This window comes from Aeromonas sp. 600479 (genome assembly GCF_049175515.1).
Classification (GTDB): Bacteria; Pseudomonadota; Gammaproteobacteria; order Enterobacterales; family Aeromonadaceae; genus Aeromonas; species Aeromonas veronii_A.
Genome location: NZ_JAAKVF010000022.1, coordinates 59,973 through 75,363 on the forward strand (window position 1 = coordinate 59,973; position 15,391 = coordinate 75,363).

At 58.0% G+C, this 15,391-nt stretch carries 11 protein-coding genes; 6 read left to right on the forward strand and 5 right to left on the reverse strand.

All coding sequences use genetic code 11. The annotated features are described in order from the left end of the window. Nucleotides 1-70 precede the first annotated feature (70 nt). The 3 genes from G5149_RS18880 to G5149_RS18890 all read right to left on the reverse strand — a co-directional run bounded on the left by G5149_RS18880 (nucleotide 71) and on the right by G5149_RS18890 (nucleotide 5,229). Nucleotides 71-2,452, reverse strand: a complete 2,382-nt coding sequence (locus G5149_RS18880) for a beta-glucosidase (protein WP_421213344.1) — start codon at nucleotides 2,450-2,452, stop codon at nucleotides 71-73. Between the two features lie 422 nt (nucleotides 2,453-2,874). Continuing rightward, entirely contained in the window at nucleotides 2,875-3,336 is a 462-nt protein-coding gene (locus tag G5149_RS18885; RefSeq protein ID WP_421209178.1) for a serine protease chaperone, read from the reverse strand. Between the two features lie 15 nt (nucleotides 3,337-3,351). Next, on the reverse strand, nucleotides 3,352-5,229 hold the full coding sequence (locus tag G5149_RS18890) for a S8 family serine peptidase (protein ID WP_421213346.1): 1,878 nt from the start codon (nucleotides 5,227-5,229) through the stop codon (nucleotides 3,352-3,354). Between the two features lie 440 nt (nucleotides 5,230-5,669). Here G5149_RS18890 and G5149_RS18895 point away from each other — a divergent pair, with 440 nt between their 5' ends. After that, the gene (locus tag G5149_RS18895) at nucleotides 5,670-6,482 is read left to right on the forward strand and encodes a MetQ/NlpA family ABC transporter substrate-binding protein (protein WP_421213348.1); all 813 of its coding nucleotides are present in this window, start codon (nucleotides 5,670-5,672) and stop codon (nucleotides 6,480-6,482) included. A 90-nt stretch (nucleotides 6,483-6,572) separates the two neighbouring features. Here G5149_RS18895 and G5149_RS18900 read toward each other — a convergent pair whose 3' ends face one another. Further along, entirely contained in the window at nucleotides 6,573-8,423 is a 1,851-nt protein-coding gene (locus tag G5149_RS18900) for a DUF3413 domain-containing protein (RefSeq protein WP_005344698.1), read from the reverse strand. A gap of 48 nt (nucleotides 8,424-8,471) precedes the next feature. Next, a complete protein-coding gene (locus tag G5149_RS18905; protein WP_005344699.1) occupies nucleotides 8,472-8,699 on the reverse strand; it encodes a YejL family protein in 228 nt (75 codons plus the stop codon). A gap of 73 nt (nucleotides 8,700-8,772) precedes the next feature. On the opposite strand from G5149_RS18905, the gene yejK reads away from it, so the two are divergent. From yejK to G5149_RS18930, 5 genes are all read left to right on the forward strand, one after another. Next, nucleotides 8,773-9,822 (forward strand): nucleoid-associated protein YejK, encoded by a 1,050-nt coding sequence (yejK, locus tag G5149_RS18910; RefSeq protein WP_337073030.1) that lies wholly within the window; start codon nucleotides 8,773-8,775, stop codon nucleotides 9,820-9,822. A 395-nt stretch (nucleotides 9,823-10,217) separates the two neighbouring features. Then, entirely contained in the window at nucleotides 10,218-11,399 is a 1,182-nt protein-coding gene (malE, locus tag G5149_RS18915) for a maltose/maltodextrin ABC transporter substrate-binding protein MalE (RefSeq protein WP_005344703.1), read from the forward strand. Nucleotides 11,400-11,474: 75 nt separating this feature from the next. After that, nucleotides 11,475-13,127: a maltose ABC transporter permease MalF gene (gene malF, locus G5149_RS18920; RefSeq protein WP_421213351.1), complete on the forward strand. Its 1,653-nt coding sequence runs from the start codon at nucleotides 11,475-11,477 to the stop codon at nucleotides 13,125-13,127. A 12-nt stretch (nucleotides 13,128-13,139) separates the two neighbouring features. Further along, nucleotides 13,140-14,030, forward strand: a complete 891-nt coding sequence (gene malG, locus G5149_RS18925) for a maltose ABC transporter permease MalG (protein WP_005333868.1) — start codon at nucleotides 13,140-13,142, stop codon at nucleotides 14,028-14,030. 68 nt (nucleotides 14,031-14,098) lie between these two features. Next, complete coding sequence (locus tag G5149_RS18930; protein WP_421213353.1) at nucleotides 14,099-15,235, forward strand: ABC transporter ATP-binding protein; 1,137 nt, start codon at nucleotides 14,099-14,101, stop codon at nucleotides 15,233-15,235. Nucleotides 15,236-15,391 lie beyond the last annotated feature (156 nt).

The window sequence follows — 15,391 nt, forward strand, 5'->3', positions numbered from 1 at the left end:
CCGTGGGCGGGTCATTGCTGGGCAATGTTCGAGCAAGGCCAGGCTGGGAGCCCGGCCGTGCCTGCCTCTGTTAGCGAGTGACGGTGGTGACGCTGGCGGGATCCACCCCGGTCGGCAGTGCCAGTGCCCCTGGCGTGGTGTTGCTCACCACTATCTCCTTGCTCACCGTGAAGCTGACCGGCGTGTTGGCGGAGACATCCGACGAGGGGCTGATGTAGGCGCTGTAGCGACCCGGCTCCACGATCCACTGGTTGCTGGCTTCATCGAAGCTGGCGAGGATGCTGGCCGGAATGGTGAAGCTCAGCTGTTCGCTGGCCCCCGGTGCCAGCTGCGCCGTCTTGGCAAAGGCCTTGAGCTCGATGAGCGGTTTCTTCAGCTTGACCTCGGGGGCGGTCACATAGACCTGGGCCGCCTCCTTGCCTGCCACGGCACCCGTGTTGGTGATGGTGGCGGTCAGCACCAGGCTGCCGGCACTGCCCCTCTCCAGGGTATTGCTGGCGATGGCGGGGCTGGTGTAGCTGAAGCTGGTGTAGGAGAGACCGAAGCCGAACGGGTAGGAGACCGTCTGCTCGAAGGTGCTGTAGTAGCGATAGCCCACGTAGATCCCCTCGTTGTAGTAGAGATCGTCCGGTTCGCCGTCTCCGTCGGTGTCCTCACCCGGGAAGGTGCCGGCGGAGGGTACGCTGGCGTAGCTTTGAGGGAAGCTCTGGGCCAGTTTGCCGCTCGGGTTGACCGCGCCGGAGAGCACGTCCGCCACCGCGTGGCCGGTCTCCTGGCCAGCCATGTAGGCCAGCAGGATGCCATCCACCTTGTCGCTCCACTGGGCGGTGTCGATGACGCCGTTGACGTTGAGCACCACCACCACCTTCTTGCCCTGGGCGTGGAAGGCGCTGCTCACCGCGTCGATGAGGGCGCGCTCGTCATCACCGAGCAGATAGTCCCCCTTGCCGCTGCTGCGATCCGCCCCTTCCCCGGCCTGGCGGCCGATGCTGATGACGGCGGCTTGCTGGGTAGCGGCCGCACTGGCGATCAGGGCCGCCAGATCGCCGCTGATTGGCGCCTCGGCGCAGGTGTAGTAGCCCTTGGCGCCAAATTGCCCCTCGTGATAGACCTTGTTGTTCTCGTAAAAATCGCGGTAGTAACTCTGCAACGCCTCGTTGACCGGGAAGCGTGCCGCCAGTCCCTGCGCGATGGTGGTGGTGCTGGCGGCGTTCACATCCCCGCTGCCGGTGCCGCCCTTGTAGGTGTTGATCTGGTTGATGCCAAAACTGGCCAGCGTGCTGCTTGCCGCCAGCGGCAGGGCCGCGGCGTGGTTGCGCAGCAGCACCATGCTCTCGGCACCGGCCTGACGGGCCAGTTTGGCGTGGGCGGTCAGGTCCGGGCTGTTGCTGATGGCCAGCTGGTTGTAGGAGGGGCTCTTCATTACCTGGGTCAGGATGTGGATGGCGGCCTCGTTTACCTTGGCTTCGTCGAGCTGGCCCTGCTCGATGGATTGCTGCAACTGCTCCTTGACGTTGCCCGGCTCGATCAAATCCTGTCCCGCCAGCACCTGCTTGTAGGCGTTGTTGGCCACGTCGCCGGCAAACCAGTCGGACATCACCAGGCCGTCGAACTTCCACTCGCCGCGCAGCAGGTCGGTCACCGCATCCTTGCGCTCGTTCACATAGGTGCCGTTGACCTTGTTGTAGGAGGTCATCACCGCCCAGGGCTGGGCCTCGTCCACCGCTATCTGGAAGCCGCGCAGATAGATCTCGCGGAAGGTTCTCGGTTCGCCGATGTCGTTGATCTGGTTGCGGTTGGTCTCGGAGTTGTTGCCGAAGTAGTGCTTGATGGTGGTGCCTACCCCGTTGCTCTCCACCCCGTTGACCATGGCGGCGCCGATTTTGCCGGTGAGCAGGGGGTCTTCCGAGTAGTACTCGAAGTTGCGGCCATTGAGGGGGTTGCGCTGGATGTTCATGCCCGGGGCCAGCAGGATGTCGACCCCGTACTGGCGCACCTCGTCCCCCATGGCTTCGCCGACGGCCTTGACCAGCTTGACGTCCCAGCTGGAGGCGAGCAGCGAGCCGATGGGCCAGGCGGTAGCGTAGTAGCTGGCGCTGTCACCGTCGCGGTTGGCGTTGATCCGCACCCCGGCCGGCCCGTCCGCCAGTTTGAGGGCCGGAATGTCGATGCCGTCCGCGCTGCGCAGCACGCCGTTGATGTAACCCGCCACGCCGGGCACGTCCTGCTTGACGTTGATGGCGCCGTTGGCACTGCCGTAACCGGGGCCGGAGAGCAGGTCCAGCTTCTCGCTCAGGGTCAGCTTGGCCACCATGGCCTCGGCCTGGTCGCGGTAATAGGCATCGTCCTTGACCAGGGGATCCGAGTCATTCTGGTTGCAACCGACCAGCAGGCCGGCCAGCGCCAGGCTGACACCCAGTGAAACCGCTTTCAATTTTGTGGTGATAGGCATGAAGACGTCCTCGTAACTGTCTGAATAAAAATAAAAAGGAGATATCGACACCGGGTGGAAGGCATCCGCCCGGGCTGGGCCGCTCTGCTGGCGGCTGCCATTGGATATCGCAAGGAAGGCCGAACGGGCCCGTGGGCCGGCGTTTGGCTGCAGGCAGGTTAACAAGCCGGGCGAGGGCCGCCTTGCCCCGGGGGAGCGAGAAATGTGCCGGCGGGAGCAAGGGTGCCGAGTTGTGAGCGAGGTCGCATCGAAAGGCGGTGCCAAACCAGGGGCTGAAAGTGACAAGAGGGGAGAAGGGCAGGGGAGATGCGGAAAAAACGGGTGGCCTGATGGCCAATGAAGATGACCGCGGGCAACACGCGAGGGGGCCGGCGGCCCCCTCGAAGATCAGCTGATATGCCCGGGCAATGGCCCGGGACGGCTCACTTGGGCTGTTTGAGGGCCCCGGCGAGTTCAATCTGCACCTTGACCCCCTCCTGCTTGAGCGCAGTGGCGACGGCGTTCAGATCGGTACCCGGCTTGGCTTCCAGCAGGGCGATGCCGCCGCTGCTCTGCTTGAAGCGCAGGCCGTGACGGCTGGCCAGTGCGCTGGCCTGGTCGTCATCGGCTTCCACCAGCAGGGTGCCGCTGACGGTGAGCTCGGGGCTGGCGGCCCCCTGCATCAGCACATCGCCACGGTGCAGGGTCTGCAGCGGTTCCTTGCCATCGAGACTGCGGGTGGTTCGCGACTTGCTGCCATGGTCGGGGATGAGGTAAGTCTGGCCATTTACCTCTATAGTGCGGTACTGCTTGCCCTCCAGAGTCACGGCTTCTGCCGCCACAGCATTAAGCACGAGGGGGGCCAACAGGCTGGCCAGCAGTAAGGTAACCGGTTTGTTCATGATAAAATTCCTCGCTTGTTAGCTGTGGTTGGCGTTGTGGCCAAGGATCCGCAAGGACCACTCGATCAGCTTGCCTGGCTGGCGGTTGTTGCGCTCGGTCAGGGTGGTGCGCTCACGGGTCTGGAGACTGAGCAGAGAGACCTCGCGATTACCGTTGGCAACGTCGGTTACTTCCAGTCGCCAGGCTCCTTGTGCCGGTTCACCATAAAACTTGTGGGAGAGCAGGCGCATGTCACGCAAGCCCTTGGTGCGCACATAGCCCATTTTTTGCAGATCGAGCGACTGGCCAACCAGGCTGTTGAACGGGTTCAGCAGTATGCTGCGGGTACCGGCGGGGGAAACCAGTTCGATCAGCAGATCGGGCAGACGCTGGTGATCCAGGCTGACCGTGACCTGTACCGCTTCGACGGTCAGCGGGGTTGCGACTGTGGCGGTCGAACTGGTCGGGCTATTGCCCACATCGGCAATGGCAGAGGAGGCGCGATCCACCGGTTTGACCTTCAGCCATGGCAACTGAACCAGTGGCGGCAGTGGCTGGTGAGTGGCCGCCAGCGCGAGAGCCTTGTTGACATCGATCAGGCCAAAGCCATAGGTGGGACTGAACCACATGCCGGCGGCATTCCGCTCCCACCCTTCCAGTCCCTTGACCTCACGGCGTTTTCCGGTGCTGCTGGTGTAGCTCACCATGACCGGAGGGTGCGCAGCATCAACCCGGGTAGCACTGCGTGCCAGCAGATCCCGTTGGTCCCGCACCGACAGATCGGGATAGGCAGACATTAGCAGCGCCATGGCGCCAGCGGTGCTCGGGGTCGCCGAAGAGGTGCCGTTCATCACACCGTTGTAGTCACAGCTGGCATCCAGTTGCAGGTCGCCGTGCAGCCGGTTGCTACTGGGATCATCGGTACGGTTGTAGCCCATGTCGCAACCGGGTAGATCCGTGGTGACCATGGCGGGGGAGTCGGTGCCATATTCGCCACCGGTGGCGCTCAGGAAGACGTTGCTGCCGACGCTGGAGTAGGAGGATCTGACACCATCTGCGTTGAGCGCACTTACTACCAGGTTCCAGAAGTTACTGTTCGAGGGGTCGATATTGCTGTTTTCAAACGGCAATTTGGGGCCGCTGCCGGTGCGGTTCAGCACATAGCCACCTGCCGCTATTCTGTTGAAGCCGTTGCCGGCAGCCTTGATATAGGCCGCCCCTTGCCGCTTGAGGGTCTGTTGTTCGAACAGACGATCGAGTTGCACCTGATCGAGATCGTTGGCCGGACGGGGATCCACCAGGCTCATGCCGTAGCTCTGGTTGAAGACCCGATTGTCGCGGCTGGCCTCGCTGTCGCCAAGGGCGTAGAGCCAATCCTGCTGCAGCTGTTCACTCTCGTCATCAAGCAGATTGAATCCCTGCAACTGGGCGCGGGGGGCGATCCCCTTGGTGCCTATGGTGTTGTCCACCGCGGCGATAATGCCCGCCACCGAGGTGCCATGGGCGGTATCCGGATTGGTCGGGGTCGGGTCATCGCTGCCGGTTACCACATTTTTTGAACCCGGACGCACGTTGTCCGCCAAATCCGGGTGGCCGATGGCCAAGCCATCATCCACTACCGCGATATTTATACCCTGTCCCAGCACGCCGGTACGGTGTGCCCACCAGAGGTTGAGGTCATTGCCTGCGATTCCTGCCCTGGCACTGAAGCCATCCTGGCCGCTGTTGAGCAGATACCACTGCTGAGCCTGCAGCGGGTTGATGCCGGGCAGGCAGCGTTCCGTGCTGCTGCGGCCAGTATCCAACCCGCTCTCCTTACCGCTGAGCGGGACACAACTTTCACTTGCCTGAACGAGTGCAACTGGCAGTGTCGACAGCAGCGCTGTGACCGTCAGCGCTAACGATGTTTGCTTCATTATTTTTAAACTCCATCTTATAGGGCACCTTCCTGGGTGCGAATGGAATCTACACATGGATAATGAAGAGTCAAAAGAGCTCGTTTTCATAAGTTTGATAAGATTCAAAGAAATCTGATCTTTTTTGTGGTAGGTATTCCATTGAGGCTTTCAGTGTGCTCTATTGAGAGCATTTATCATTTGCAATTATTGATCTTTCTGTAATTAACTGGCGTGGGTTGCAACCTGCTTTCGTGACTGTCCGATGCGCCGGCTGTGTGGGCATCATCTTGGCTCCCTTCTCTTTATCACCTGGCTTATTACCTTTCTCGTTTTTGTTGCTTGGCACCGGGCGCTGACTCTGATAGCTTGCTTTAAATGGCCGTTTGGATGTCTGGATTTCCATTTCCGACTCTGACAATCCGGCATCACTCGATAAATCTGCAGACAGGGAGTCTTTTATGTTGCGTGGTACCTTCCGCTTTTGTTCCGTATTGTTGCTGGCAAGCAGTCAGGCCGGCATCGTCCTGGCAGCCGATCCGGCCAAACAGGAGATTGTGATTGGCACTACCGTGGGGGATTTTGCCGACATGGTGACCGACTCCATCAAGCCACAGCTGGAGGCCAAGGGGTACAAGGTCAAGCTGGTGGAGTTTACCGACTATGTCTCCCCCAATATTGCGTTGGCCGACGGGTCGCTGGATGTGAATTGTTTCCAGCACAAACCCTATCTTGAAAGCTTTGCCAAGGATCGGGGGTTGTCGCTGGCACCTATTACCCAGGTGCCAACAGGCCCGATGGGGCTCTATTCCGGCAAGCTGGTCGCTCTCGACAAGGTGAAAGAGGGGAGTACAGTGGCCATCCCCAACGATCCCACCAATCAGGCGCGGGCGCTGTTGATGCTGCAGGATCTCGGCTGGCTTACTCTCAAGGAGGGGATCAATCCGCTCAAGGCGAGCGAATTTGATGTAGTGCGCAACCCGCACAGCCTCAAGCTGGTACTGCTTGAAGCTGCACAACTACCTCGCGCTCGGGAGGATGTGGATTTTGCGGTGATAAACGGCAATTTCGCCGCCTCCAGCGGTATCCCGTTCACTGAAGGTCTCTTCCTGGAGCGTAGCTACGACTTTATCAACTGGGTGGTGGTAAAAAGTGCCGATGCGGACAAGCCCTTTGCCAAAGATGTGGCAGCAGCCTACAACTCGGCGGCCTTCAAGGACTATGCGATAAAGCGTTTCGTCGGCTACAAGTACCCGCAAGGGTGGGGGGGCTAAAGCCGGTCAGGGTGGAACGATTACGATATGGCATAAAAAAACGCCCCGGATTCGGGGCGTTTTACTGGGACAAAACCATCAGTGCCAAGGTCAATGATTGCGATAGAATCGGTTCAGCTCGTTCATCACCTGGATCATAGCGCCCATATCGGGAGTGCCATGTTTGATCGGACGATAGCTGTTGCGCTCCAGCAGTTCGAAGTCACCCTGTTTGTTGAAGTGGGTGATGGTGTCGCCTTCATAAATAGCGAAGTCGTTCTGATCCCCGGCCAGTAGCCAGTTACGCGGGCTGGTGTCGAACAGAGAGCGCCCCACACTGTAGTCCCGTGGCGGGTTGCGCACGCCCAGCAGGCTCTGCATCAGGGTCGGGGCCAGATCGAGATGGCTGCTCGGTCGCTCCACGACCTGGCTGCCACGTCCCGGCCAGGCAATTACCATCGGCACCTGAACCTGATAAAGGGAGTAGTTGTTGCCAGCGCCCCAGCTGTTGCTATGGGTATCGTTGAACTCCTGGCCATGATTGGAGGTGATCACCACCACAGTATTGCTGTCCATCCCCTGCTGTTGCAGCTTGGTCAACATATCTTCCAGCAACTGATCGGTATAGAAGACCGAGTTTTTGTAGCGATTCTCCAGTTTCTGCAGGTTTTCCGGCCGATAGGCGGTGGCCGGGTTGAAGTTGGTCAGCTCAGGCTGGAACGGCCCCTTCATGGTCGCGGGAAGTTGATAGTCGCCCGGGCTGGAGAGGTAGACCAGCGAGAACCAGGGGCGCTCCGGGGTGCGCTTCTCCAGCCACTGCTGCCAGTCGATCAGCAGCTTGCCATCATCGACCTGTTCGGAGACAAACACCTGTTTACGCAGACCGGAGAGGATGCTCTTGCGATACTTCTGGGCATCTTCCATCGCACCGAACAGCCCGAACTGGTAATCCTGGCGCAACATCTCGTCAAACAGCACCGGTGGACGCTTGTCGCTGCTGATCTCTTTGTAGTAGTGGCCGGGCAGGCCGTAAAAGAGGCCGAACATGCCCATCAAGTCGTCGTTTCCGGCACTGAGGTGATTGCGGAACGTCAGATGCTGATCCGCATAGCGCTGCAGATTGGGCATGTTGATGTTGTTGAGCATGTCAAAGCGCAGGGAGTCGACCACCACAATCAGTAGATTGCTGTGGGTCTGGGGGGCATTGACATTGAGCGGGCGCAGTGGGTAGTGCATCCTGCTGTCGCCTTCATCTCGCTGGGAGGCCGCCTGCTTCTCGTACTGATCCAGATCCAGCCAGCCATGTTTGGCCAGGAAGGAACGGGCCGTCATGGGGTAGGAGAGCGGGAAGTTGGCGCGCTGCATGGTGATGGGCTGATAGAGAGTGGCATCCGCCCAGCTGTTGACCACGTGGGTCAGGATAAAGCAGATCAGCAAGGCCAGCCCCACCTGATTGCCGTACTGACGGCGTTTGCGCTTGTTGATCTTGCGCCAGACATAGGCCGACAGCAGCAGCTGCAGCAGGAAGATGGTGGGGACGGCAATAAAGATAATGCTCCAGATCGAGCCCTCTTCGGTCTGGGCTTGATCCAGCAGCAATTGCCACACCTGGGCATTGAGGTGGAACTTGAATAGCCGGAACACCTGGGTGTCGATCAGCAGCAGCACCAGTGCCAGTGTCGCCACAATGGCGGAGATGAAACGCAGCGGTTTCTCTTTGGGCAGCAGGAAGCTGAGTGGGAAGATCGTCAACAGGTAAGTGACAAAACTTAAAAAAGAGAAGTGGCCAATCCAGCTTACAACGAGATAGACCACGCCAAGCGTGGTCGACGGCCAGTTGATGGCACCCAGATAGCGGGTGGCAATCAGCATGGCCAGAATGATGTTGAAGAAGGAGAACCAATGCCCCCAGGTGATCAGGCGAGAGACATTATCACGATAGGGGTTACCGGTTTCGACCATAGTGATCCATCTGCGTTGAGAAACGTCAAATCAACAGAGTCGCAGGACTCAGTGTGTGTCATGGCGGTTATCGACCGATGCGGTCAGGGCCTGGACAAACTTTTCTGTGATGGCCTGGCGTTGTGCCGGAGCCATACCATTGATGATATTGGTGGTCAGGTTGCCGAGCACCATCAGACTGAGATCCACCGGCGCTTTATGCTTTTCCAGGGCGGTGATCAGGTCGTTCATCAGGGCGTCAAACTGCTCGTTATTGTACTTTGATACGATGGGCATAATCTTCAGTTCATCTCGGTTCAAAGCGCCTTATAATACTTCACCCTTTCGGCTAACACTATGGCTTTGTGACATGAGTCTCGATATCGACAAGATCATTCTTCACTCCCTGCGCCAGGGCGGCGATGGTCAACCTCACGCCGACACCCGCAGCCAGCTTCTGCCTGCTGACGAGGCAGTACAGGGGCTGATGGCGGAGCTGCACCGCATTTACAATGGCAAGGGGGGCAAGGGCTTTGGCTTTTTTGCAGACCCCGAGGCCGCCGTCGCCGAGCTGGCTGACGGTGAAGAGGCTCCCAAACAGCCTTCTCCCCTGTTTCGCATTGCGCTGGAAAAACTGCTCGACGAGCAGCTCGAATTCGTCCCCTTCTCGGTGGAGATGACCCAGCTGCTGGTCAGGCAACTGGTGGAGCACGCCCTTGACGAGCAGGGGGTACTGCTGTTTGCCAAGTACAACTACGTGGGGGTTGACTACCTGATGATCGCTCTGCTGGAAGGCAAGGAGAGCGTCACCGTCAGCGAAGCGCTGGAGTTGCGTCATATCCAGTATCTCGATATCGGCAAACTCAATCTGGTGGCTCGTATCGATTTGACCGAATGGAAAACCCAACCGGATTCGCGCCGCTATATCACCTTCAGCAAGGGACGTATCGGTCGCAAACTGGGCGATTTCTTTATGGATCTGCTGGGGGCCCGTGAGGGGATGGATGCCAAGGTGCAGAATAAAGGCTTGCTGCAGGCGGTAGAAGATTATTGCGACAGTCGCCAGCTCGAACCGACCGAGCGCAATGACTATAAAAAGCAGGTCTTCAAATATTGCTCCGAACAGGCGAGTGCCGGTGAAGAGATCGAGATCAAGGAGCTGTCAGCAGAATTGCCCGGCGATGGCGATCTCGATTTTTACAGCTTTATCGGTCAGGAGTATGAGCTGGAAGAGCGTTTCCCGGCTGACCGTTCCACCCTGCGCGGCTTGACCAAGTTTGTCGGCTCCGGGGGCGGCCTGACCCTGAGCTTCGAGCAGAAACTGTTGAACTGCAGGGTGTTTTATGACCCGCAGACCGATACCCTGACCATCAAGGGGGTGCCGCCAAATCTCAAGGATCAGCTGCTGCGCCAGTCATAATGTGATCCGGCCTTCATTTTTGGCAAAAAGACACCGCAGTTCGCTGCGGTGTCTTTTTATTTAATGGGGCAGGGGGCAGCGAAACCAACTCGGTGCTTTGTTAACAAATTAAACAGAATTATCCATGTGAAAGGGTTTTCAATGGGGTGAAAACCCTTTCAATCGTGTTTTTTTATTTCTATTTGGTAATTTAATTTCTTGCATTGGCGAGAGATATGCCAATAAATGGCGCTAACCCCCTGAAATAAGAAAATGTTTTCAAAACTTTCTGGAAGGAAATACGTAATTGCATTTCAAAAATGCGAGTTGCGTCATGTGAGCCGTTTGCCGCTTGGGATAATATTCATCTCGCACACAATGCTCTTACAGCGCGGAACTAATACAAGGAAAGGCTCATGAAAAAGAAATTGCTGTCATCCCTGATCGGTCTGGCCACTCTTGGCGTCGCTTGCTCTGCTACTGCTGCCATCGATGAAGGCCAGCTGACCATCTGGATCAACGGTGACAAGGGATACAACGGTCTGGCTGAAGTGGGTAAGAAGTTTGAAGCAGAAACCGGCATCAAGGTTACTGTGGCTCACCCGGATCAGGTTGAAGTGAAATTCCAGCAAGCCGCAGCCACTGGCAACGGCCCGGACATCTTCTTCTGGGCTCACGACCGTTACGGTGAGTGGGTCAAAGCCGGTTTGCTGGTCCCCGTGACCCCGAACGCTGCCACCAAAGGCAAATTTGAACAGCTGGCATGGGATGCCATGACTGTTGATGGCAAAACCTATGGTTACCCGGTTGCCATGGAAGCGGTCAGCCTGATCTATAACAAAGACCTTCTGCCCGAGCCGCCGAAAACTTTCGAAGAGATCGCCAAGATTGACGAGACTCTGAAGAAAAACGGCAAGCGCGCCATCATGTGGGCTTATGACACCCCGTACTTCAGCTACCCGCTGGTGGCTGCCAACGGTGGTTACGCCTTCAAGAAAACCGCTACCGGTTATGACGTTAAAGATACCGGCGTGAACAATGCGGGCGCCAAGATGGGCGTGGGTTACATCTCCGAGATGATCAAGTCCGGTCACCTGGAAAAAGGCATCGACTACGGTGTGATGGACGCCAAGTTCAATAAGGGCGAAGTGGCCATGATGATCAACGGTCCCTGGGCTTGGAGCAACCTGGACAAGAGCGGCATCAAGTACGGTGTAGCACCGCTGCCGACCTTGAATGGCAAACCGGCTAAAGCCTTCGTTGGCGTACTGGGTGCCACCATCAACGCCGCCAGCCCGAACAAGGATCTGGCCATCGAGTTCCTGGAAAACTACCTGTTGACCGATGCCGGTCTGGCGCCGGTTAACGCCGACAAGCCGCTGGGTGCAGTCGCGCTGAAATCCTTCCAGAAGACCCTGGAATCCGATCCGCACATCAAGGCCACCATGCTGAACGCCCAGGCTGGCGAGCCGATGCCGTCCGTTCCCGAGATGAGCCGTTTCTGGTCCTCCTTCGAAACAGCCCTCAAGAACGTGACCTCCGGTCGTCAAAGTGTTGATGAAGCACTGGATACCGCTGCCAAGCGTATCGTTCAGTAAGCTTGCACCACCCGGGAGGCCGCAATGGCCTCCCACTCTCTCAAATCTCTCTTGGCGTTATAAAGGTTAATTGGCATGGAAGTAGTACCTTCTGTTGAGTCCTATGCCGGTCCGAAGGATAAGCACACCTGGCTTAAGTGGACCATCGCGGCCCTGGTCGCCATCCTCAACGGCTATGCAGCCGTGATGATGTACGCCAGTGGCGAGTGGGTATTCGCGCTGCTGGATCTGGTGGTGGTATCCGTCGGTCTGTATGTCTTCATGAACAAGAAGACCTATGCCCATCGCTACATCTTTCCGGGTGTCGCGGGCATGGTTGTATTTATCATCTTCCCTCTTGCCTACACCATTGGCATTGCCTTCACCAACTATTCGGGATCCAACTTGCTCTCCATTGAGCAGGCGCGGGACTACCATCTGAAGAAAACCTACAAGGTGGCGGGCGGTGAATTCGATTTTACCCTGCTGGGTGGCGACAACGGCCAGTTCCAACTGCTGCTGACACAGGAGCAGCAATCCTATCTCAGTCAACCGCTGGCTCTGATGAACAACAAGGCTCGCGAGTTGGCAGTGCGTGAAGGTCGGGTTCAGAACCTTGCCCAGGAAGTCCGGCTCGAGCCCGTTACCGGCGACGTCACCGGTAAAGCGGCACCGATCCGCGCCATCGTTGACCATCGCACCCATCTGAGCGCGCTCGATCTGGTGCTGCCTGATGGTACCACTCATCTGACCCTGAGCAGCCTGCGCAAGTTTGCCGCCCAGAAGCAGCACTACACCCGTCTGATGGATGGTGCCGTGCTCAAGTCCGGCGTGGTGATCAAAGACAGCAACCTGCTGCGTGATACCCAGAATGGCGAGCTGATGCTGCCAAATGGCGAGACCGGTTTCTATCAGTACATCGATGAACAGGGACAGTTTGTCGGCAAAAGCGTGGCTCCGGGCTTTGTGGTGAGCGTGGGGTGGAAAAACTTCGCCCGCATCGTGACGGACCCGGGTATTCAGGCGCCGTTCCTGCAGATCTTCGTCTGGACCGTGATCTTCTCTGCCTGTTCCGTGGCGTTCACCCTGGCTATCGGCATGGTGCTGGCCTGTCTGGTGCAGTGGGAAGAGCTCAAGGGGCGCGGTTTCTATCGGGTCATGTTGATCCTGCCCTATGCGATCCCGGCGTTTATCTCCATCCTGGTGTTCAAGGGGTTGTTCAACCAGAACTTCGGTGAGATCAACATGTTCCTGGAAGCGGCGTTTGGCATCAAGCCTGACTGGTATACCAACCCCTTCCTGGCCAAGGTGATGATCCTGATTGTCAACACCTGGCTCGGCTACCCCTACATGATGATCCTCTGCATGGGCCTGCTCAAAGCCATTCCGGAAGATCTCTATGAAGCGTCCGCCATGGACGGTGCCGGCCCGGTACAGAACTTCTTCAAGATCACCGTGCCGCTGCTGATGAAGCCGCTGACACCGCTGTTGATTGCCTCGTTCGCCTTCAACTTCAACAACTTCGTGCTTATCCAGTTGTTGACCAACGGTGCGCCCGACATCATCGGCGCCAGCACCCCGGCCGGTACCACCGACTTGCTGGTGAGTTATACCTACCGGATTGCGTTCCAGGGATCGGGTGGTCAGGACTACGGTCTGGCCAGTGCCATCGCCACAGCCATCTTCCTCATCGTGGGTGCGCTGGCGCTGCTCAACCTGAAATTGTCCAAAGCCGACAAGCAGCTGTAAGGAGGCTTCAACATGGCAATCGTACAACCCAAATCAGTCAAATACCGGGTGTGGGCAACCCATCTGGTCATGTGGGGCTTCCTGGCGTTGATCATCTTCCCGTTGATCATGGTTATCGCCATCTCGTTCCGTAACGGTAACTTCGCGGTAGGGGAGATCATCCCCTCCAATCCGACGCTGGATCACTGGAAGCTGGCGCTGGGCATGTCCATCACCAACGCCGACGGCAGCATCACGCCGCCGCCGTTCCCGGTGCTGACCTGGTTGTGGAACTCCATCAAGATCGCCGGCATCACTGCCCTGATGATCGTGACGCTCTCCACCACCTGTGCCTACGCCTTTGCCCGCCTGCGTTTTCGTGGCAAGTCCACCATCCTGCAGGGCATGCTGATTTTCCAGATGTTCCCGGCGGTGTTGGCGCTGGTAGCCATCTACGCGCTCTTTAACAAGATTGGTGACTATATTCCCTGGCTGGGTCTCAACACCCACGGTGGCCTGATCCTGGCGTACATGGGGGGGATTGCCCTCCACGTCTGGACCATCAAGGGCTACTTCGAGACCATCGACTCCTCCCTGGAGGAGGCGGCGGCCATCGACGGTGCGACCCCGTGGCAGGCATTCCGTCTGATCCTGTTGCCCCTGTCGGTGCCCATCCTGGCGGTAGTGTTTATTCTGGCCTTTATCGGTTCCATTACCGAGGTGCCCATGGCCTCCATCCTGCTGCAGGATGTGAACAATCTGACCCTGGCGGTCGGGGCCCAGCAGTACCTCTATCCGCAGAACTATCTGTGGGGTGATTTCGCGGCGGCCGCAGTGCTTTCCGGTTTCCCCATCACAGTGGTGTTCCTGCTGGCACAGCGCTGGTTGGTTGGCGGTCTGACTGCTGGTGGTGTGAAAGGTTAAGTTTATGGCCGGGGGAGCTGACTCCCCCCGCTATCACGATTTGCAAAGATTCAAGAGCGGAGCTCGTCATGGCTGAAGTAGTACTCAACAACGTTCGCAAAAATTACGATCCGGCTGTTCACAAGGACACCCTGCGCAACATCAACCTCTCCATCAAGGAGGGCGAATTCATCGTCTTCGTCGGCCCGTCCGGCTGCGGTAAATCCACCCTGCTGCGGATGATCGCGGGTCTGGAAGACATCACCAGCGGTGAGCTGACCATCGGCGGTCGCTACATGAACGACGTGCCGCCGGTAGAGCGCAACGTCGGCATGGTGTTCCAGTCCTACGCCCTTTATCCGCACATGAACATCTACGAGAACATGGCCTTTGGTCTGAAGCTCAAGAAGATGGACAAGGAGAACATCCACAAGCGGGTGATGCGCGCTGCCGAGATCCTGGGTCTTGAGCCGCTGCTGGAGCGCAAGCCCAAGGCGCTCTCCGGTGGTCAGCGTCAGCGGGTCGCCATCGGTCGCTCCATCGTGCAGCAGCCGCAGGTGTTCCTGTTTGACGAGCCGCTCTCCAACCTGGATGCCGCGCTGCGGGTCAAGATGCGGATCGAGATTGCCAAGCTGCACAAGGAGCTCAACTCCACCATCATCTACGTGACCCACGATCAGGTGGAAGCGATGACCCTGGCCGACAAGATTGTTGTGCTGAGCCCACTCAAGGCTGATGCGGCCAGTAACCTGGAGCAGTTTGGTTCACCGCTGGATCTTTACCATAACCCGGACAACAAGTTCGTGGCGGGCTTTATCGGCTCTCCCAAGATGAACTTCCTGGCAGGCGAGTTGCTAGAAATTGGCGAGCAGGAGTGCCTGGTCAAGTTGACCTCTGGCGATACCGTGCGTGCCCGGGTCGATGCCCGCAGTGGCGCTGTGGGTGACAAGGTGGAGCTGGGCATTCGCCCCGAGCACCTGATGCCGCTGGATCACCCCCATGCGCACAGCAAGGTGAGCGGGATCGTGCAGGTGGCCGAGCACCTGGGCGCCGAGTCCTTCGTTTATATGGATGTGGATGGTCACGACTTTACCGTCAAGGCCACCTCGGATGTGGATGTGGCGACCGGTCAGACCTACAGCGTGGGTATCCCGGCCGAAGCCTGCTACCTGTTCGATGCCAAGGAGCAGGCGTTCCCCCGTACCGCCAAATATATCCGTACCTGATTTTTTGTTGTGCCGGTTTTCCTTTCTTAATAATCAATGCCTTTTTGCCGGTCGTCAGACCGGCTTTTTATTATCTGCTTGTCCCGTCCTGAATATGGTTTACACCTTTCCTCCCAATAAATGGAGAACCGGATGGGACAAGGTGTGAAACGGACA

Coding starts and splice junctions, on each gene's coding strand:
- malE (WP_005344703.1), top strand. CDS start 10,218: ATGAAAAAGAAATTGCTGTCATCCCTGATCGGTCTGGCCACTCTTGGC.
- G5149_RS18895 (WP_421213348.1), top strand. CDS start 5,670: ATGTTGCGTGGTACCTTCCGCTTTTGTTCCGTATTGTTGCTGGCAAGC.
- G5149_RS18880 (WP_421213344.1), bottom strand. CDS start 2,452: ATGCCTATCACCACAAAATTGAAAGCGGTTTCACTGGGTGTCAGCCTG.
- G5149_RS18930 (WP_421213353.1), top strand. CDS start 14,099: ATGGCTGAAGTAGTACTCAACAACGTTCGCAAAAATTACGATCCGGCT.
- G5149_RS18905 (WP_005344699.1), bottom strand. CDS start 8,699: ATGCCCATCGTATCAAAGTACAATAACGAGCAGTTTGACGCCCTGATG.
- G5149_RS18900 (WP_005344698.1), bottom strand. CDS start 8,423: ATGGTCGAAACCGGTAACCCCTATCGTGATAATGTCTCTCGCCTGATC.
- malG (WP_005333868.1), top strand. CDS start 13,140: ATGGCAATCGTACAACCCAAATCAGTCAAATACCGGGTGTGGGCAACC.
- yejK (WP_337073030.1), top strand. CDS start 8,773: ATGAGTCTCGATATCGACAAGATCATTCTTCACTCCCTGCGCCAGGGC.
- malF (WP_421213351.1), top strand. CDS start 11,475: ATGGAAGTAGTACCTTCTGTTGAGTCCTATGCCGGTCCGAAGGATAAG.
- G5149_RS18890 (WP_421213346.1), bottom strand. CDS start 5,229: ATGAAGCAAACATCGTTAGCGCTGACGGTCACAGCGCTGCTGTCGACA.